This is a genomic window from Streptomyces canus 299MFChir4.1 (assembly GCF_000383615.1).
In the GTDB taxonomy this organism is placed as follows: domain Bacteria; phylum Actinomycetota; class Actinomycetes; order Streptomycetales; family Streptomycetaceae; genus Streptomyces; species Streptomyces canus_C.
Map to the genome: position 1 here is coordinate 24,736 of NZ_KB911610.1, position 18,099 is coordinate 42,834.

Annotated in this window: 17 protein-coding genes; 7 read left to right on the forward strand and 10 right to left on the reverse strand. The window is 73.2% G+C overall.

Features of this window, described 5'->3' with window-relative positions:
* Positions 1 to 10 precede the first annotated feature (10 nt).
* The 8 genes from H293_RS0137470 to H293_RS0137505 all read right to left on the reverse strand — a co-directional run bounded on the left by H293_RS0137470 (position 11) and on the right by H293_RS0137505 (position 8,725).
* Positions 11 to 847: an SCO4651 family lipoprotein gene (locus H293_RS0137470; RefSeq protein ID WP_020122927.1), complete on the reverse strand. Its 837-nt coding sequence runs from the start codon at positions 845 to 847 to the stop codon at positions 11 to 13.
* Between the two features lie 292 nt (positions 848 to 1,139).
* Positions 1,140 to 1,556 carry an NUDIX hydrolase gene (locus H293_RS0137475; RefSeq protein ID WP_020122928.1) on the reverse strand — a complete coding sequence of 139 codons (417 nt, stop codon included), beginning with the start codon at positions 1,554 to 1,556 and terminating at the stop codon, positions 1,140 to 1,142.
* Positions 1,553 to 2,605 carry a CHAD domain-containing protein gene (locus H293_RS0137480; RefSeq protein ID WP_028808531.1) on the reverse strand — a complete coding sequence of 351 codons (1,053 nt, stop codon included), beginning with the start codon at positions 2,603 to 2,605 and terminating at the stop codon, positions 1,553 to 1,555. Before H293_RS0137480 ends, H293_RS0137475 begins: the two co-directional genes overlap by 4 nt.
* The gene (locus H293_RS0137485; protein WP_020122930.1) at positions 2,586 to 4,820 is read right to left on the reverse strand and encodes an RNA degradosome polyphosphate kinase; all 2,235 of its coding nucleotides are present in this window, start codon (positions 4,818 to 4,820) and stop codon (positions 2,586 to 2,588) included. Before H293_RS0137485 ends, H293_RS0137480 begins: the two co-directional genes overlap by 20 nt.
* A gap of 911 nt (positions 4,821 to 5,731) precedes the next feature.
* Complete coding sequence (locus H293_RS53070) at positions 5,732 to 6,379, reverse strand: hypothetical protein (protein WP_020122931.1); 648 nt, start codon at positions 6,377 to 6,379, stop codon at positions 5,732 to 5,734.
* A 104-nt stretch (positions 6,380 to 6,483) separates the two neighbouring features.
* Positions 6,484 to 7,422 (reverse strand): hypothetical protein, encoded by a 939-nt coding sequence (locus H293_RS0137495; RefSeq protein ID WP_020122932.1) that lies wholly within the window; start codon positions 7,420 to 7,422, stop codon positions 6,484 to 6,486.
* On the reverse strand, positions 7,419 to 8,336 hold the full coding sequence (locus H293_RS0137500) for an ABC transporter ATP-binding protein (protein WP_020122933.1): 918 nt from the start codon (positions 8,334 to 8,336) through the stop codon (positions 7,419 to 7,421). The genes H293_RS0137495 and H293_RS0137500 overlap by 4 nt, the downstream gene beginning before the upstream one ends.
* Positions 8,333 to 8,725, reverse strand: coding sequence for a GntR family transcriptional regulator (locus H293_RS0137505; RefSeq protein ID WP_020122934.1), 393 nt, complete (start codon positions 8,723 to 8,725; stop codon positions 8,333 to 8,335). The genes H293_RS0137500 and H293_RS0137505 overlap by 4 nt, the downstream gene beginning before the upstream one ends.
* 122 nt (positions 8,726 to 8,847) lie before the next feature.
* Here H293_RS0137505 and H293_RS0137510 point away from each other — a divergent pair, with 122 nt between their 5' ends.
* The 5 genes from H293_RS0137510 (at position 8,848) to H293_RS0137530 (ending at position 13,344) form a co-directional block, all read left to right on the forward strand.
* A complete protein-coding gene (locus H293_RS0137510; RefSeq protein WP_007383017.1) occupies positions 8,848 to 9,390 on the forward strand; it encodes an RNA polymerase sigma factor in 543 nt (180 codons plus the stop codon).
* A gap of 82 nt (positions 9,391 to 9,472) precedes the next feature.
* Positions 9,473 to 10,300 carry a cupin domain-containing protein gene (locus H293_RS0137515; protein WP_020122935.1) on the forward strand — a complete coding sequence of 276 codons (828 nt, stop codon included), beginning with the start codon at positions 9,473 to 9,475 and terminating at the stop codon, positions 10,298 to 10,300.
* On the forward strand, positions 10,297 to 11,160 hold the full coding sequence (locus H293_RS0137520; RefSeq protein WP_020122936.1) for an ABC transporter ATP-binding protein: 864 nt from the start codon (positions 10,297 to 10,299) through the stop codon (positions 11,158 to 11,160). Before H293_RS0137515 ends, H293_RS0137520 begins: the two co-directional genes overlap by 4 nt.
* Complete coding sequence (locus H293_RS0137525; RefSeq protein ID WP_020122937.1) at positions 11,157 to 12,701, forward strand: hypothetical protein; 1,545 nt, start codon at positions 11,157 to 11,159, stop codon at positions 12,699 to 12,701. The genes H293_RS0137520 and H293_RS0137525 overlap by 4 nt, the downstream gene beginning before the upstream one ends.
* Complete coding sequence (locus H293_RS0137530) at positions 12,688 to 13,344, forward strand: hypothetical protein (RefSeq protein ID WP_020122938.1); 657 nt, start codon at positions 12,688 to 12,690, stop codon at positions 13,342 to 13,344. The genes H293_RS0137525 and H293_RS0137530 overlap by 14 nt, the downstream gene beginning before the upstream one ends.
* 238 nt (positions 13,345 to 13,582) lie before the next feature.
* Here H293_RS0137530 and H293_RS0137535 read toward each other — a convergent pair whose 3' ends face one another.
* Positions 13,583 to 13,960, reverse strand: coding sequence for a hypothetical protein (locus H293_RS0137535; RefSeq protein WP_020122939.1), 378 nt, complete (start codon positions 13,958 to 13,960; stop codon positions 13,583 to 13,585).
* Between the two features lie 6 nt (positions 13,961 to 13,966).
* On the reverse strand, positions 13,967 to 14,893 hold the full coding sequence (gene mshD / locus H293_RS0137540) for a mycothiol synthase (protein ID WP_020122940.1): 927 nt from the start codon (positions 14,891 to 14,893) through the stop codon (positions 13,967 to 13,969).
* Between the two features lie 153 nt (positions 14,894 to 15,046).
* Here mshD and H293_RS0137545 point away from each other — a divergent pair, with 153 nt between their 5' ends.
* Together H293_RS0137545 and H293_RS0137550 are read left to right on the forward strand one after the other, a co-directional pair.
* Positions 15,047 to 16,861: a bifunctional metallophosphatase/5'-nucleotidase gene (locus tag H293_RS0137545; protein ID WP_028808532.1), complete on the forward strand. Its 1,815-nt coding sequence runs from the start codon at positions 15,047 to 15,049 to the stop codon at positions 16,859 to 16,861.
* Between the two features lie 70 nt (positions 16,862 to 16,931).
* On the forward strand, positions 16,932 to 18,068 hold the full coding sequence (locus H293_RS0137550) for an LmeA family phospholipid-binding protein (protein ID WP_020122942.1): 1,137 nt from the start codon (positions 16,932 to 16,934) through the stop codon (positions 18,066 to 18,068).
* Positions 18,069 to 18,099 lie beyond the last annotated feature (31 nt).

Genomic DNA, 18,099 nt, shown 5'->3' on the forward strand with positions numbered 1-18,099 from the left:
TCACGACCGCTCACCCCTCGGCGATCTTGCCGGCGTAGATGTCCCGGGCGGTCGGCAGCCGTACGTCCGTGGCGACCCCGAAGTCGAACAGCAGCGTCGTCGAGGCGACCGCGACGGTGCCGTGCCGCTGTCCGTTGACGAAGCTGAAGCAGTGGCGGATCTTGCGGATACGGCCCTGGCCGTCGAGGTAGACGTCGAACGGCACCGCGGCCGTGGCGAACCCTTTCGCCGCCGCGGCCAGCACACCCTTGTTGGCGCCGGCCGCGCCCTTCGCCGCGTCGGCCAGATCCGCCGTGCCCCGGTAGTGCCGCACCTCGGTCCCGGCGAGCTCGGTCGCGCCCACGTACGTCGCCGTCCTGGTCCCGCGCAGCACCTCGGCCGCGGCGAGCGGATCGGTGGCCCCGCCGGTGACGAGATTGCCGTCGGAGAGAGTCGTGGTGTCGACGCGCACCCACTTGTCGGCGGGCACACCCGCGCCCCGGTTCTTCATGAACAGGGCTCCGGGGGCGAGGAGTTCGGTGATCGGCCGGTGCTCGCTGGTGCCGGCCGGGTCCTGCGGCAGCATCACCTTCAGCCGGCCGAGGCGCTCCTGGTAGTCGTACACACCCTCGCCGCGAATGGTGACCCGGGTGCCGCCGGTGGCCATCTCCATCGACGTACGGGTCTTCGAACTGCCCGCGTCCACCAGGGTGTCGGCGGCCCGGCGCAGGATCCCGACCGGGTCGGCCGCCCGTGAGTCGTCCAGGGCCGCGCCGGTTCCCGAACAACCGGTGGCGCAGGCGCAGGCCATGAGCACCGCCGCGACGAGGACCGACCCGCCGGCCTGCCTCTGCTGCCGCTCCGCCATCGCCGCCAACCCCCAGCCGATACGTCCGTCAAGGACCCCCTGTCGCTCGCTTAACGACGGGTAGGAGGGGTCGTCACGCGCATACCGGGGCTTTACCCGAGCTGGGTAACGTTGTCGGAGTGGCGCAGCAGGACAGGACCCCCCCAGCTCCCTCCGACCGACCGGCCCACCACACGCAGATGGTGGAACAAGGCCGTTTCTGCCTGGCCCGGTGCACCTGCGGCTGGCGCGGACCGGCGCGCAGAGCCCGCAGCCAGGCGCGGGCGGACGCGCAGGGGCATGCGGACGGAGGCTAGAACGGCAGCAGCTCGTCGATCAGGGTGCGGTCGCGGTACTGCGTCAGACGGCTGCGGGCCGCGGCGGGGGAGAGCCACAGGATGCGGTCCACCTCGTCGTTCGGGGTGAAGTGGCCTCCGGTTGCCTCGGCCGCCCAGTAACGGACCCGTTTGGGGCGGCCGTTGGCCATGTAGTGGACGGTGGGCAGCTCGGTGCCGGGCTCGGCGGTGCAGCCCGTCTCCTCCTCGACCTCGCGCAGCGCGCCGGCGAGGGCGTCCTCCTCGCGCTTCAACTTGCCCTTGGGGTGCGACCAGTCGTCGTATTTCGGCCTGTGGACCAGGCAGATCTCAAGGTCGCCGTCGACCGGTGAGCGTCGCCACAGGACGCAGCCGGCTGCCTGGACGACGGAGTCGTCGTCAACGGGACGGGTCATGTACTCACCGCCTGCTTCTGCCAGCACTGCTGGAACGCGAACCGGGCGGCCTCCACCTCGTGACGCTGGTCGGCGTGCAGGACGCCCAGGGCGTAGGCGGTGGCCGGCGCGATGCGGGGGGTGCGGGCCGCGGCGGCGGCCGCGGACGCGGCCTCCGAGGCGTCCCGGTGGCGGTCCAGGCACTGGCCCGCCGTGAGGAGCCGTACGTCCACCGAGGAGGTCAGGACCTCGCGCGCGTACCGGTGCAGCCGAAGGAGAAGGCGGACCTGGTGCCAGGGGGCGTCCTGGGGGTGGGGGGAGGGGTCCGGGGAGAGGCCGTGGATGAGGGCCTCGGCGTTGTAGGGGCTGCCCGCGGTGACCAGGGGGAGAGCGGACACCGCGTCCTCCAGGCGCTCCTGGGCCGCGCCGGCCAGGGGCCGGATGTCGGTGGTGACGGCCGTTCTCGTCAAGGGGACCTCGCTGGCCAGTACGGCGATGCTGTCGGCCACCGCGTGGAAGCGGGAGGAGCCGAGGGCCTGGAGGGCGGTCGAGTGGGCGCGGGTGCGGGCGAGGGTGAGCTGGCGGTCCAGGAGGGCGCCCGCCTTCGCCGCGCCCACGGTGAGGTTGCCGCGGTCGGGGGAGGACGACGCCGTGGCTGCCGCTGAGCCGCCGCCGACAGTGGCCGGTTGGGTGGGGAACGCCGCGCCCGACAGCCTGTGCAGCGCCAGCAACAGCCGCTCCAGGCGGGACTCGTACGCGTGCTCCATGCCCAACGTGCCGGAGAGCCACGCCAGTTCCGGGCGGAGGGACTCCGACCAGTCGGGGTCCAGGAGGGGGCGGAAGGTGTGGAGGCTGGCGCTGACGCGGCGGACCGAGCGGCGCAGGGCCCGGACCGCGTCGACGGGGTCCTCCGCGCCCGCCGCCGTACCGCCCGATTCGCGGTGCTGGCGCAGGGCGCGGAGGAACTCCGTGGCCTGGGACCGCAGGTAGCCCGCGAGGGCGTCCCCGGTGGGGGACGGCCCGAGGTGCCCGGACACGGGTTCCGTCGGTTCAAGGTGTTGCTGTGCCACGCCGGCGCCTCCGGGCGTCTATGAGCATCTCCTGGACGTTGCGCAGGGGTTGGCCGTCCGCGTCCGTGGCGTGCCGGGTCCACTCACCGTCCGGGCCGAGGTGCCAGGACGCGGTGGTGTCGGACATCCCGGTCTCCAGCAGCCGGTTCAGGGCTGCCCGGTGGGCCGGATCGGTGACCCGGACCAGTGCCTCTATCCGGCGGTCGAGGTTGCGGTGCATCATGTCGGCGCTGCCGATCCACACCTCGGGCTCGCCGCCGTTGCCGAAGGCGAAGACCCGGGAGTGTTCGAGGAACCGGCCGAGGATCGAGCGGACCCGGATGTTCTCGGACAGGCCCGTGACGTTCGGGCGGATCGCGCAGATGCCGCGCACCCAGACGTCGACCGGCACGCCCGCCTGGGACGCGCGGTAGAGCGAGTCGATGAGGGCCTCGTCCACCATGGAGTTGACCTTGATGCGGATGAAGGCCGGACGTCCTGCGCGGTGGTGCTGGATTTCCTTGTTCACGCGTGAAATGAGGCCGTCGCGCAGGGACTTGGGGGCCACTAGGAGGCGGCGGTAGGTCTCCCGGCGCGAGTAGCCGGACAGCCGGTTGAACAGGTCGGACAAGTCCGCGCCCACCTGCGGGTCGGCGGTGAGCAGACCCAGGTCCTCGTACAGCCGGGCGGTCTTCGGGTGGTAGTTGCCGGTGCCTACGTGGCTGTACCGCCGTAGCGTGTCGCCCTCCTGACGGACCACCAGGGACAGCTTGCAGTGGGTCTTCAGGCCGACCAGGCCGTAGACGACATGGCAGCCCGCCTCCTCCAGCTTGCGCGCCCACTTGATGTTGGCGTGCTCGTCGAAGCGGGCCTTGATCTCGACCAGCACGAGGACCTGCTTGCCGGCCTCGGCGGCGTCGATGAGGGCGTCGACGATCGGGGAGTCGCCCGAAGTGCGGTACAGGGTCTGCTTGATGGCGAGGACGTCCGGGTCGTCGGCGGCCTGCTGGAGGAAGGCCTGGACGGACGTCGAGAAGCTGTCGTAGGGGTGGTGCAGCAGGACGTCGCGGGCGCGCAGGGACGCGAAGATGTCGGGCGCGGAAGCCGACTCGACCTCCGCCAGGTCGCGGTGGACGCCGGCGACGAACTTGCGGTACTTCAGCTCGGGGCGGTCGAGGCCGGCGATGCGGAAGAGGCCGGTGAGGTCGAGGGGGCCGGGGAGCGGGTAGACCTCCGCCTCGGAGATCTTCAGCTCGCGCACCAGCAGGTCCAGCACCTCGCGGTCGATGGACTCCTCGACCTCCAGGCGCACCGGCGGGCCGAAGCGGCGCCGCATGAGCTCCTTCTCCAGGGCCTGGAGGAGGTTCTCGGCGTCGTCCTCCTCGACCTCCAGGTCCTCGTTGCGGGTGACCCGGAAGGTGTGGTGCTCCAGCACCTCCATGCCCGGGAACAGCTCCTCCAGGTGGGCCGCGATGACGTCCTCGATGGGGACGTAGCGGCCGGGGGAGGACTCCAGGAAGCGGGACAGCAGCGGCGGGACCTTGACCCGGGCGAAGTGGCGCTTGCCGTTGACCGGGTTGCGCACGATCACGGCCAGGTTCAGCGACAGGCCGGAGATGTACGGGAAGGGGTGCGCCGGGTCGACCGCGAGGGGGGTCAGGACCGGGAAGATCTGGTGCCGGAACAGGGTGAAGAGGCGGGCCTGCTCCTTCTCCTGGAGTTCGCTCCAGCGGACCAGGTGGATGCCCTCCTCCGCGAGTGCGGGGGCGACGTCCTCGTGGTAGCAGGCGGCGTGCCGGGCCATCAGCTCGCGGGAGCGGGCCCAGATCATCTCCAGGACCTCGCGCGGCTGGAGGCCGGAGGCGGAGCGGGTGGCGACGCCGGTGGCGATACGGCGCTTCAGTCCGGCCACCCGGACCATGAAGAACTCGTCCAGGTTGCTGGCGAAGATCGCGAGGAAGTTCGCGCGTTCCAGGAGGGGGGTGTTCGGGTCCTCGGCGAGTTCCAGGACTCGCTCGTTGAACGCGAGCCAGCTGCGCTCCCGGTCGAGGAAACGACCCTGCGGGAGCTGGGCGGCCCCGTCGACCGGGACCTCCTCGTACGCGTCGAGATCGGCGTCGAGGTCGGGCTCCAGATCGGAGACGGTGGCCGACACGGTGTGCGGTCGATGCGCGGCTATGGAGCCCACGGAGGGCTGCACGTGCTGGACCTCTGCCTGACTGTTCGACTGGCTCATGCCCCCATTCTTCCGCGCCGGGAGCGAAACGGGCGCGTCGGATGCAGCGAGTGGGAGCACGGCGGCGACCGGGAGGTTCCCGTTCCTCGCTGCCCCCTCGGGCGGCGGCGAAGGCTCTGGCACAGCGGGCTTCATTCGGTGAGCCTCGCAAGCCTGTCTGAACCAACGGTTACGGCGACATGGCGTTCGGGATATCGGGGGACGGCTCCCGGGCGTCTGTGTGCCGGGGGCGCGGGGCCCTGGCCGGGTCGGAGGGGCGTGTGGTGGGGGTGTCAGGGGGTGTGGGGGAGTGAGGGGCGGATGGGGGTGGTGGCTGGGTCGGGAGGGGGCGGGGCGGGTGGCCTGGGCTTCTGGGTATGGGGGCCGCGGGTCTCTCTTGGGTGGGGCGGGCCGTGCGAGGAAGTGAGGGCACGCGGTGTAGATGCGGGGGCCCGTGGGTGTCCAGGCGGGGGCCGTGCGGTTGGGGCCACGGGGGGGTGAGGCGGCGGTGCGGGACGCCGGGGTCCGGGGTGTGTCTCGGGCGCCCGCGTGCGGGCCTGGGTCGTGTCCGGGGTTCGGGGGTGTCCCCGGGTCTGTGTGTGCGTCCGTTTCGTGGTCGGGGGCCCTGGCGCGGTGGCGGGAGCGGCGGTGGCCGTCTAGGTGCGTGGGGAGGGGGCTGGGGGGTGGGGCGGGCGTTCGCGGTGTGCGTGCGGGTCTGGGTCGTGTCCGGGGTTTGGGGATGTCCCCGGGTCTGTGTGTGCGTCTTTGTCATGGTCGGGGGCGTGCGGCCTGGGGGCGGGAGCGGCGGTGGCCGTCTAGGTGCGCAGGGTGTGGGCCGGGGGGTGGGGGCGGGCGTCCGCGGTCTGCGTGTGGGCCTGGGCCGTGTCCGGGGTTCGGGGGGTGGGTGGGCGTCTGTGTATGGGGACCGAGGGTCAGGCTGTGCGGTGGTGCAGGAGGCTGAAGGCGGCGGTGGTTGCCAGGGCGGTGATGGCGAGGACGAGGCCGGTTTCGGTGAGGTGGGCGGGCCAGAAGTCGGAGCGGGGCAGGGGGTCGGGGCGGAGGTGTTCCGGGGTGCGGTTGAGGAGCGTCGTCGCGGCTACCGAGATCGCGAGGGCGGGCAGCGGGCGGCCCAGCAGCAGCCCGGTGAGCGTGCCGACCGCGAGCGCGCACAGGCCGTACGCCACCACCAGCGGCCCGTGGTCGGTGAACACGTCGTTGAAGAGCAGGTGGTCGCCCATCAGGTCCCGGTGCGCCGACCGGGCCCAGCGGTGGACGGGCACGAACACCGCGCCGCCGAGGACGAGGGCGACCGCCGGCAGGGCGAGCTTGGCGGTGAGCCAGCGCGCCGGGGAGACACCCTGCGACCAGGCGAGCCGCGCGGTGCCGCTCTCCAGCTCGCGGCCGATGAGCGCGCCGCCCGCCCAGGCGGCGACGGCCCAGAAGCTGTAGTACATGACCGTACTGATCCAGCCCATCGCCGTGCTGTAGGCGTACGCGGCCCCGAGCCCGCAGGCTTCGCCTCTGGGACAGGCGTCCAGGGCCGCGTACGCGGAGTCGGCGGTGACCTCGGTCAGCCACACCAGGTAGCCGACCGAGCCGGCGACGAAGACGGCTTACACGATCAGCGCCGTGCGGTGCAGCCGCAGCACGCTCCGGGCGAGCCCCCTCGGCAGGACGGACAGGGTCATCCGGCGGCCGCCCGCCGGCGCAGGAGAGCGAACGCGAGGGCGACGGCCACGGCGGTGAGGGCGAGCAGGACGCCGGTCTCCAGGAGCTGGCGGGGCCAGTAGTCGGAGGACGGCAGGTACTCGCGGGTGAAGCGGACGACGTCGTGCTTCGCGAGGCATGCCTTGTCGTCGTAGCACCCGGGATCGCGGATCTCGGCGCCGGCGGAGGTGAACGCCCGGCTGCGGGAGTACAGCTCCGGCTGCTGGTAGCGGCCCTGGAAGGGCCAGTGGTTGCCGCGGAAGGCGTAGACCAGGAAGTACGCGAACCCGCTCAAGGCGAGCGCGGGCAGGGTGCGGCGGACGGCGAGGCCGACGAGGACGCCGAGGGCGAGGCCGAGCAGCGGCGCGGCGACGGTGGCCGGGCCGAGGGAGAAGTAGAGGGAGCGGGGGCCGATGCCGGCGATCAGCAGATTGCCGTGGGCGGACCACAGCTGCCGGTACACCGCGGTGAGCAGGCAGGTGCCGAGGACGATGAAGGCCGCGGGCACGGCGAGCTTGGCGGTGAGCCAGCGGGCCGGGGAGACCGACTGGGTCCAGGCGAGCTGTGCGGTGCCGCTCTCCAGTTCACGGGCGATCAGCGGGCCGCCGGCGAACAGGGCGATGGCGAAGGAGGCCAGGGTGATCAGGGTGTCGGGGTAGTAGAACAGGCTGCTGTACTCGTCCGCCGAGCCGTTGGCCCTGATGAGCCCGGAGTAGCCGTAGGTGGCGAGCGCGCGCTGCGCGGTGTGGGCGCCGGGGCCGAGGAGCCAGAGCAGGAAACCCGTGGTGCCGGCCACGAAGGCGAGCCAGATCCACAGGGCGCCGCGGTGCAGGCGCAGGACGGTGCGGACCAGGCCGCGCGGTGCCGTCGTCACCGTGGCGGCGGCGGGAGTCTCTCGCAGGGTCGCGGTGCTCATGCGGTCACCGCCTCGGCGGTCGCGGTGGTGCCCGGGGTGAGCAGGGCCGGGGCCTCGGGGGCGCGCAGGTGGGCGAGCAGCAGTTCCTCCAGTGAGGGCTCCTCGGCCGCCCAGCCCTCGCCGACGGGGCCGTCGCGGCGGATCAGGGCGGTCAGGCCGCGGCCCGCGGTACGGGACTCGATCACCGTGTGCGGGGCCAGGTCGGCAGGGGTGCCGCGGCCGGTCACCAGGGTGTGTGCGGCGAGCAGGTCGTCGATGCCCCCGCCGAGCCGGACCCGGCCGCCGCCCAGGAGCAGCAGGTGGTCGCAGGCGTCGGCGAGTTCGGCGACGATGTGCGAGGACATCAGCACGGTGGTGCCGTGCTCGGCGGCGTCGGCCATCAAAGTGCCCATCAGTTCGTGTCGGGCGAGCGGGTCGAGGTCGGCCATCGGCTCGTCGAGGAGCATCAGTTCGGGCCGTTTGCCGAGCGCGAGGGCGAGCGCGACGCGGGTGCGCTGACCGCCGGAGAGTCCGCGAATGCGGGACTTGGGGTCGAGGTCGCCCTGCTCGACGATCCGGGCGGCGCAGGCGGCGTCCCAGCGGGCCGGGTTGAGCTCGGCGCCCATGCGCAGGGTCTCGGCGATGGTCAGCTGGGGGTACAGCGGTTTGTTCTGGGCGAGGTAGGAGATCCGGTCGCGGGCCGCGCCGGGCGCTTCGCCGAGGACGGTGAGCGTGCCGGAGGTGGGTCGCAGCAGGCCGGCGGCGATGGCGAGGAGCGTGGACTTGCCGGCGCCGTTGGGGCCGACCAGTGCGCTGATGCGGCTCGTGGGCAGCCGGAACGAGCAGCCGTCGAGGGCGGCGGGCCGTCTGCCGTACCGCTTGCCCAGGCCGGACGCCTCCAGGGCGACGGCCGGGGTGGCGCTGGTGGAACTCACTGGTCCCCCTTCGGGAAGTGCTCGTCTAGTACGGCGGTGAAGAGCGCGTCGACGTCCTCGCGGCCGAGTCCCGCCGCCCGGGCGCGCTTCGCCCAGTCGTCGAGTTCGGCGCGCAGGGGCGTGTCGGCGGCCTGGACACCGGCGCCGAGGGTGCGGCGGACGAAGGTGCCGAGACCGCGGCGGGCCTCGACGAGGCCCTCGCGCTCCAGTTCGCGGTACGCCTTGAGCACGGTGTTCGGGTTGATGGCGGTGGCCTCCACGACCTCGCGGGCCGTGGGCAGCTTGTCGCCGGGTTCGAGGAGGCCCAGTCGCAGGGCCTGCTTGGTCTGCTGGACGATCTGCACGTAGGTGGCGACGCCGGAGCGCCGGTCGATGCGGTAGTCGACCACGCGGACAACCACCCTTTCACTAATTGAGTAGTGAAAGGGTGGTGGAAGGTGGTCATGAAAGTCAAGCGTGGTTTCTTCGAAGCCATGTGAACCGGTCGGCGGGGGTCGTCCGATGAAGGGGCGTGAGGGAAACGAGAAGCGACGGGGATCTGCTGCGGGCCATCGCGGCGGACGGCGACCGGCGTGCCTTCGAGGAGCTGTACCGGCGGTACGCGCCCTGGCTGCTCGCCCGGCTGCGGGGGCGGTGCGCGGACGCGGGCGTGGTCGACGACGTCGTACAGGAGACGTTCCTCGCGGTGTGGCGGGGGACCGCGCGCTACCGCGAGGAAGGCGATGTGGCCGGGTGGCTGTGGCGGATCGGCTCGCGGCGGCTGATCGACGCGCTGCGCGGTGACGGGGCGCGGGGGCGGCTCAGGCAGGCCCTGTCCCACCTGCGGCACCGGGACGAGGTGTCAGCGGAGGAACGCGTGCTCGCGGGGGTGGAGCACGGGGACCTCGCGGGCGCCCTCGTCCGGCTGTCTCCGGAGCTGCGGGCGGTGCTCCAGGCGACGGTGATCGACGGCCTCACCACCCGCGAGGCCGCCGTCCTCCTGGGCATCCCGCCCGGCACGGTCAAGACCCGGGCGATGCGAGCCCGCAAGCAGCTGAGGGAGGCCCTCGCGTGAGTGGCGACGGACGACCGCGGAGGCGAACGGGGCCCGGGGCGCACGGTGCTCCGGTACAGGGACGAGTCGAGGAGGTGGCGGCATGACCTGGCATGTGGCCGAAGAGGATCTGCGGGCTTATGCCCGGGGCGAGTTGGCCGCCCCCCTGCTCTGGTCCGCCGACACCCATCTCGCCGCCTGCGCAGAGTGCCGGGGGCTGCTGGCCGGTGTCACCGACCCGGTGGTGCTGGACGCCGGGTGGGAGCGGCTGGACGCCGAGCTGGACGCGCCCCGGACGGGGTGGTTCGAGTCGCTGCTGACCCGGGTCGGGATCGCCGACCACACCGCGCGGCTGCTCGCGGCCACGCCGGTGCTCAGGCGCTCCTGGCTGGCGGCCGTGGTGTTCCTGCTGCTGGCGACCGTCGGCGCGGTGCACACGACCGACTCGCCGACCCTGTTCCTCGCCCTCGCCCCGCTGCTGCCGCTGGCCGGCGTGGCGCTGTCCTACGGCCCGGCGCTCGATCCGACCTACGAGATGACGGTCGTCGCGCCTCTGCACGGCTTCCGGCTGCTGATGATCCGCACGCTCGCCGTGCTGGTCGCGGGCCTCGGCCTCAACGGGCTCGCCACCCTCGCCCTGCCCGGCTACGGCCTGCGCGCCCTGGCCTGGCTGCTGCCCGCGCTCGCCCTCACCGCGGCCGGCCTCGCCCTCACCCCGAGGCTCGGCCCCGTCCTCGCCCCGTCCCTGGTCGGCGGCGCCTGGATCGCCGTACTGGTGGCCGCGCAGGCCGCACAGCAGACGGCCGCCGATCCGCTCGCGCCGTTCACCGCGGCCGGGCAGGGCGTCGCCGGAGCCGTCGCAGCGCTCGCCGCCGGGCTGCTCCTCCTTCTCCGTGACCGCTTCGACCTCTTCAACGGGAGCGCCGAATGACCGCCACCGTCTCCGCCTCCGGGCTTCATCTCCGCTACGGCGGCACCCGCGCCCTCGACGACGTGTCGCTGCGGCTCACGCCGGGCGTGACCGGGCTGCTCGGGCCCAACGGAGCCGGGAAGACCACTCTGCTGCGGGTGCTCGCCACCGCCGTGCCCGCGGACCGTGGCTCCTTCACCGTCCTCGGCCATGACCCGGGCAGCTCGCACGGCCGCCAGGAGGTCCGGCGCTCGCTCGGCTATCTGCCGCAGAGCCCGGGCCTCCAGCCCGACTTCAGCGCCTTCGAGTTCGTCGACTACGTGGCGATCCTCAAGGAGCTCAGCGACCGCACCGCACGCCACCGCGAGGTGCGGCGGGTGCTGGAGGAGGTCGACCTCGGGGACGTACGAGCCAAGCGCATCAAGAAGCTGTCCGGCGGGATGCGGCAGCGGGTCGCGCTGGCCGCCGCCCTCGTCGGCGACCCCGGCTTCCTGGTCCTCGACGAGCCGACCGTCGGCCTCGACCCCGAACAGCGCATGCGGTTCCGGGAGTTGATCGCGCAGGCGGGGGAGGGGCGGACCGTGCTCCTGTCCACCCATCAGACGGAGGACGTGGCGATGCTCTGCCACCGGGTCCTCGTCATGGCCCGCGGCCGCATCCTCTTCGAGGGCACCCCCGCCGAACTCACCGCCCGCGCGGCCGGCCGGGTGTGGAGCAGCACGGAACGCGCCCCGGGCGCCAAGGCGGGCTGGCGCACCGGCACCGGCTCCTTCCGCAACGTCGGCGACCCGCCCGCCGGTGCCGACCTCCTCGAACCCACCCTGGAGGACGGCTACCTGCTCACCCTGGACGACGTGGACGCGGAGGTGGCGACCGCATGAGCCTGGCGACGAAGACGCCGGCCGAGTCCGCCGCCGTACCCGAAGACGATCAACGACGCGCCTGGGCCGCCGTGTTCGCCCTCGCCCGGTTCGAGGCACGCGACCTGCTGCGGTACATCCCGGTGCTGGTGACCCTCGTGCTGTACGTCGGCTACGCCGCCTGGACCCTGTTCCACCAGCACGACGGCATGGACGCCTTCCCCGCCCTCCAGGACGCCGACCGCGCCACCCAGGCCGGGCCCCTGCTGCTGGGGATCGCCCTGTTCGTGTGCGTCAACCGGTGCACCTTGCGCTCCCGCAAACGCGGAACCGACCGGCAGTTCGACGTGCTGGTCATGGAGCCGTGGCGGCGGACGGTCGCGCACGTGCTGTCGGTGACGCCCTTCGCCGCCGTCACCGCGCTGGTCGTGCTCGGCGAGTTCACCCGGCAGGCCCTCAGGGCGGGCGCGGTGGGCCACGGATCACCGGCCGAACTGGCCGTCGGCCCCCTGTACGTGCTGCTGTGCGGCGCGTTCGGGGTGCTGCTCGCCCGGCTGGTCCCGTCCACGTTCGCGGCGCCGGTCGGCGTGATCGGGCTCTTCGTCCTCAGCGTGTTCGTCTCCGCGGGCACCAACGACGCGGAGTGGACCCGGTGGCTGCCCCCGATCGTGGGCGAGGACGGCGGCAACACGGTCCTCCCCTCGGACCTCATCGGCCGCCCGGCGGCCTGGCACGCGCTGTATCTGACCGGGCTGATCCTGCTGCTCGCCCTCTGCGCGGTCCTGGCGAGCGGCGGCCGGACACTGTCCCTGAAGGCCGGTGCGGCGGGCGCGCTCGCGCTGACGCTGGCCGGCGCGGTGGGCCAGGCCGGGGGCGCGTCACCGGAGTTGACCGCGGCCCGCGAACAGGCCTCGGTCGCCCCGCACCGGGACCAGTCGTGCGTGCGGCGGGGCGGCTCGACGTACTGCGCCTTCCCCGAGTGGTCCGTCCGGGCGGGCGACTGGGCGGGGGTCGTGGACCGCGTCCAGTCCCTGGCCGGCGGTACGGCCGCCCGGCAGCCCCTTCTCGTACGGCAGCGGGTCGAGGCCCGTTACGGCCTGGGCGGCGACTCGGCGATCGATCCGCTCACCACGCCGTACCAGGTCACCGTCGGCACGCGGTGGGGCGGCAACCGGGTTCCCGAGTTCGCGGTCGGCGTCGCCTATGTGCTGGTCGCCGGTGACGAGTCGAAGGGCGGCGAGCTGTGCGACGGCCGGGTGGTCACCGCGATGTGGCTGGCCCTGGGCGGGGACCCGCACCCGATGGCCGACCTCGCGAACGTCCGCCTCGACGACAGCGTGACCGGGTCGGCGTACGTCCTCGCCCCGACCAGCGGGCTGTCCATGACGGCCGGACAGACCGATGTCGTACGGGAGTTGCTGCACCGACCGCGCGGCGAGGTGACCGCTTCCGTCAGGCGGCACTGGACCGAGCTGACCGCGCCGGGGGTCTCGACGGCCCGGGTGGCGCGGGTGCTGGGGACCGAGGTGCCGAAGGGGGCGAAGGACTGTGCGGAGGAGTGACGGGGGCGCCCGCGGGGCGCTGCTGGCGGCCGTGGCACGGACCGTGCCGTGGCGGGCGGTCGGTGCCGGGGCGGTCGTGGGGCTGCTGATCGTGGGTCTGCCACGGCTGCTGTCCGCCACGCCCGACGCGTGGCTCGGCCTCACCCTGCTCCGGGCCGCCGCTCTCGTCTTCGCCCTGGGCCTGGCCTTCCTCCTGGACGACCCGGCGCGCCGGCTCACCACCCCGGTCCCCACCCGGCGTTGGGTCCGCAGCGGGCTGCGGGTCGCGCTGGTCGCGCCGGTCGCCGCGCTGTGGTGGACGGCGGCAGTGGCCCTCGTCCCCGCACCGGGCCGCCCCCCGGTCGGCGCGGTCACCCTGGAGGCCGCGGCGACGGCCGTCCTCGCGGTGGCCGCCGCGGCGGTGGCGGTCCGCTTCACCGACGAACCCGAACCCGGACCCTCGGTGGCGGCCGGCTTCCTGACCCTCGGCCTCCTCGCCCCTCTCCTGCTCCCCGCCCGCTGGGACCTGTTCGTCGCGGTGGGAGACCCGAACTGGCAGGCGGCGCACATGCGGTGGGCCGTACTGCTGGCGGCCGCGGCGCTGCTGGGAGCGGCCTGCACGGTGGAACCGGTGCGCGGCTTCAGACTCCGTCCGGCGACCTGATCGGAACGGTGTCGGGTCGGGGCCGGGGGCCTGTCTGTGACGGTGGCCGGCGTCGGATCGAGGTCCCGGTCGTGTCGGTGTCGGTGACGGATCGGGCCCGGGGCCCGGCGTCGCGTCCGACCGGGCCCGGCGTCCCGACCGTAGTGGGCGGCGGTCGGATCAGGCATCGCGTCCCGACGGTGACGGTGGCGTTGCCGGGCCGCCTTGGCCCCCTGACGTCCCCGGTGCCGACGTCAGTTCACGCCCGGCCTCCCGCCCGCCCGGTGTCGCCGTACCGGCCCACCGGGCAGGACCACGGGCCGCCCGCCGGGTCCGTCCAGACCGCTGTTCCGTCCACCACGTCGGCCCGGGCGGGGCGCGGGGTGCCGGGGACGACCGGCAGGCCGACGGCGTACAACTCGACGTAGGCGTCGGGAATCCGGTCGGCGAGCGTGCACAGCACCTCGGCCTCGGGGCGGGCCGGGTCGACCCCGAAGCCGACGCCCATGCCGTCTTCGTCCCGGAGCAGCACCTCCACCCGGCCCTCGTCGAGGGGGGTGTACGACACCTTCGGGGCGGCGGAGGTCCCGGCCGACAGGTCGGCGAGGACCAGGGCGACGAGCTCGCTCAGTTCCATCGGTCCTCACGTCTCCGTGCGGTACATCAGGTCCGTCTCGTACGTGGTGAAGCCGAGCCGTTCGTAGACCGAGACGGCCGCCTTGTTGTCGGCGTCGACGTAGAGCATCGCGGTCGGCAGCCCCTGGGCGGCGAGGTGGCGCAGGCCGATCGTGGTGAGGGCCTTGCCGAGGCCGCCGCCCTGGGTGCCGGGGCGGACGCCGAGGACGTACACCTCGCCGAGCTGTTCGGCCGCGTGCACCTTGGTCCAGTGGAAGCCGACCAGTTCGCCGTCCCGGAAGGCCAGGAAGAAGCCCTGGGGGTCGAACCAGGGCTGGGACTTGCGGTCGTCGAGGTCGCGCTGGGTCAGGGAGCCCTGCTCGGGGTGGTGGGCGAACGCGGCCGCGTTCACCGCGAGCCAGGCGGTGTCGTCCTCGCCGGGCACGAAGGCTCGGACCGTCACGTCCGCCGGGAGCACCGGGTCGGGCAGCTCGAACCCGGTCAGGGGGCGCCGCATCTGCCGTAGCTCACGGAAGAGGGTCAGGCCCAGGACCTGGGCGAGGTGGCGGGCGGCGCTGTGGCCGCCGTGGGCCCATACCCGCAGCCGTTTGCCGGAGGCGGCGAGCAGCGCCGAGCCCAGGGCGCGGCCGTGGCCGTGGCCGCGGTGGGCGGGGTGGACGACCAGCTCCGCGGCCGGCGCCTCCACCGGGTCGGTGTCCTCCAGCTGGGCGTAACCGGCCAGCTCGTCGCCGACGGAGAGGAGCAGGTGGGACACGCCCTCGCGGGCCCCGCCCCGCAGTTGCAGCCGGCCCTGCTCGGACACCGCTTGCTGCCCGTCTTGGTGCGCGGCCTCGGAGAGGAGCCCGAGGACCGCCTCGGTCTGGTCCGGCGAGAGCGCCGAAACGGTCTCGATGGAGCGGGAGATGCCGGGGCGTGCGATGTCGTCGCTGGTCATGGCTACGAGGGTAAGGGGAGGTCCGGGCAAAGCGGCGGCAAAGAAGCAACCAGGATGTAACCGCGAAACCCCTGTCGCGCTACGCGCGTTGACCCTAGGCTGCGCCCGAACGGGGCCACTTCCTCTCCCGCCAGTACAAGCCCAGGGGGGCGCATGCCAGCCATATCCCAGCCGCACCGGTCGGACACGGTGCGCCGCAGACGTCGTACGTACCGTCTGGTCGCCGCGGCCGCCGGTCTCGCCACCGCCGGTGCCCTCGCCGCCGCGCTGCCCGCGGGAGCGCACGACAACCAGCACGGCAAGCCGCTGCCGAGCCGCTACCAGGACGTCCAGCTGCTGTCCTTCAACGACCTGCACGGCAACCTGGAGCCGCCGTCCGGCTCCTCCGGCCGGGTCAGCGAGCTCCAGGCGGACGGGACGACGAAGACGATCGACGCGGGGGGCGTCGAGTACCTCGCGACCCATCTGCGCGAGGCGCGCAAGGGGAACCCGTACTCCGTCACCGCGGCGGGCGGTGACATGGTCGGTGCCTCGCCGCTGATCTCGGGACTCTTCCACGACGAGCCCACCATCGAGGCGCTGAACAAGCTCGACCTCGATGTGACGAGCGTCGGCAACCACGAGTTCGACGAGGGCGCGAAGGAACTGGCCCGGCTGCAGAACGGCGGCTGCCACCCGACGGCCGGCTGCTACACGGACCAGGAGTTCGAGGGCGCCGACTTCCCGTACCTGGCGGCCAACGTCCTGGACGAGAAGACCGGCAGGCCGATCCTGAAGCCGTACTGGGTGTGGAAGAAGAAGGACGTCAAGGTCGGCTTCATCGGCGTCACCCTGGAGGACACCCCGGGTGTCGTCTCCGCGGAGGGCGTCAAGGGCCTGAAGTTCAAGGACGAGGTCGAGACGATCAACAAGTACGCCAAGGTGCTGCAGAAGCAGGGCGTCAAGTCGATCGTGGCCCTCATCCACGAGGGCGGCCAGCCCGCCTCGGGCTCGTACAACTACAACTGTGACTCCCCGGGCGCCGGTGACGGCATCTCCGGCCCGATCGTCGACATCGCCAAGAACATCTCCCCGTCCGTGGACGCGCTGGTCACCGGCCACACCCACGCGGCGTACGTCTGCACGATCCCCGACCCGTCGGGCAAGCCCCGCATGGTCACCTCGGCCGCGTCCTTCGGCCGCCTCTACACGGACACCACGCTGACGTACGACCGCTTCACCGGCGACATCGCCCGCACCGCCGTGAAGTCCGCGAACCACGTGGTCACCCGGACCGTCGCCAAGGCGCCCGACATGACCCAGCTGATCAGCAAGTGGAACACGCTCGCGGCGCCCATCGGCAACCGCGCGATCGGCTACATCTCCGCCGACGTCCCGAACACCGGCACCGAGTCCCCGATGGGCGACCTGATCGCCGACGCGCAGCTCGCGTACGGGAAGTCGCTCGACGCCGGGACCGACCTCGCGCTGATGAACCCGGGCGGGGTCCGGGCCGGCCTGACCTACGCGGCCAAGGGGACCGAAGGGGACGGGGTGGTGACGTACGCCGAGGGCTTCACCGTGCAGCCGTTCTCCAACACCGTGAACCTCCAGGACTTCACCGGGGCCCAGCTGATCAAGGTCCTCCAGGAGCAGGTGAGCGGATCGAACACGGCCTCGCCGAAGATCCTGCAGCCGTCGGCGAACCTCACGTACACGCTGGACCTGACGAAGACCGGCGCGGAGCGGATCGTCCTCGGCTCCGTGAAGCTGAACGGCACGGCCGTCGACCCGGCGGCCACCTACCGCGTCGCGACCAACAGCTTCCTCGCGGGCGGCGGCGACGGCTTCACCACGCTGGGCCAGGGCACCAACGACCTCGTGGGCGGCGACGACCTCGCCGCTCTCGTGGACTACCTGACGGCCAACTCGTCGGCGGGCAGCCCGATCGCGCCGCCGGCCGCGAACCGGATCACGGTCGTTCAGTAGATCGTGAGCTGAGTCGCACCGGCCCGGAGCGGGTTGCGGGTGGGGGGCGTTCGCATGATCGGATGGATCGATGCGTTCCCCCCACCCCATACCCACGCATCCCCACCCGTACGACGTCCCGTACGAAGAGCCTCCGGCCCCGCCGACCACCCACCGCCGCACCGGGCGGAGGCGTCGGCGGGGCCGCTTCACGGGCCTGCCCTTCGCGCTGAAGACGGTCGCCGCCCTGCTGGTCCTGGCCGCCTTCCTCACCCTCGCCGACCGCTGGGCCGTCCTCTACGCCGAGCACCGGGCCGCGGACACCCTCAAGGACCGCCTGCGGCTGACCGCGGCGCCCGAGGTGGAGATCGGCGGCTTCCCCTTCCTGCCCCAACTCGTGGGCGGGCGGCTGGACTCGGTGAAGGTGACCGTCCCGGACGTGGCCGCCGACCGGGTCACGCTGGCCGCGGTGTCGGCCACCGCCCATGACCTACGGCTCCTCGGCGACGGGCCGACCTCCGTACGCGGGGCGCGCGTTCCCGAAGTGCACGGTGACGCCCTGCTCTCCTTCGCCGACATGAACCGTGAACTCGGCGCGTCCCAGGTGACGTTCAGGGGAGCCGGCCGTGACCGGGTCGCCGTGCGCGGCACGCTCCCGGTCGCCGGGCACGATCTGCGGCTGCGGGCCGAGGTGCGCGTGGCGCGCGACGGGGAGCGGGGTGTCGACACCCGGATCGGCGGGATGCGCCTGGACATCGGGGACCTGGCGACCTACCGGCCGGGCAGCCGTGCCTCGGAGGGCCTGCACCTGACGCCCGGGTCCGCCGCGGCCCTGGCCCGACAGGCGCACAGGGCCCGGGCCGTGCTGGCGGTCCCGTCCTTGGTGCGGGCGCTGGGCGTGCCCGACGCCACCGTGCGCGAGGCGCAGCGCTCCGACACCGCGCTGTCCCGCCTGACCGGCCGCCCGGCGTTCGTACGGCAGGTCATGCGCCTGAACCTCCTCGACCTCGCCCTGGCCCACCCCGAACTCCTGGACCGCCTGGGCCTGGACCCGGCGCTCCTGGGCGCGCTCTCCCACCTGACCCGCCCGGTCCTCGCCGACCGCCTCTCCCTCGGCTTCCGGCTGCCCGAGCCACCGAGCGGCGAGCTGCGCCTGCGGGACGTGCGCGTGGTGAAGGACGGCATCCGGGTGCGTGTCGAGGGCTCCGGGCTGGCGGTCGGTCCGTAGATGTCCGCCTTTGAATTCCGCTGGGCCCGCT

Coding starts and splice junctions, on each gene's coding strand:
- H293_RS0137470 (WP_020122927.1), bottom strand. CDS start 847: ATGGCGGAGCGGCAGCAGAGGCAGGCCGGCGGGTCGGTCCTCGTCGCG.
- H293_RS0137475 (WP_020122928.1), bottom strand. CDS start 1,556: ATGACCCGTCCCGTTGACGACGACTCCGTCGTCCAGGCAGCCGGCTGC.
- H293_RS0137485 (WP_020122930.1), bottom strand. CDS start 4,820: ATGAGCCAGTCGAACAGTCAGGCAGAGGTCCAGCACGTGCAGCCCTCC.
- H293_RS0137495 (WP_020122932.1), bottom strand. CDS start 7,422: ATGAGCACCGCGACCCTGCGAGAGACTCCCGCCGCCGCCACGGTGACG.
- H293_RS0137515 (WP_020122935.1), top strand. CDS start 9,473: ATGACCTGGCATGTGGCCGAAGAGGATCTGCGGGCTTATGCCCGGGGC.
- H293_RS0137520 (WP_020122936.1), top strand. CDS start 10,297: ATGACCGCCACCGTCTCCGCCTCCGGGCTTCATCTCCGCTACGGCGGC.
- H293_RS0137525 (WP_020122937.1), top strand. CDS start 11,157: ATGAGCCTGGCGACGAAGACGCCGGCCGAGTCCGCCGCCGTACCCGAA.
- H293_RS0137535 (WP_020122939.1), bottom strand. CDS start 13,960: ATGGAACTGAGCGAGCTCGTCGCCCTGGTCCTCGCCGACCTGTCGGCC.
- mshD (WP_020122940.1), bottom strand. CDS start 14,893: ATGACCAGCGACGACATCGCACGCCCCGGCATCTCCCGCTCCATCGAG.
- H293_RS0137545 (WP_028808532.1), top strand. CDS start 15,047: ATGCCAGCCATATCCCAGCCGCACCGGTCGGACACGGTGCGCCGCAGA.
- H293_RS0137550 (WP_020122942.1), top strand. CDS start 16,932: ATGCGTTCCCCCCACCCCATACCCACGCATCCCCACCCGTACGACGTC.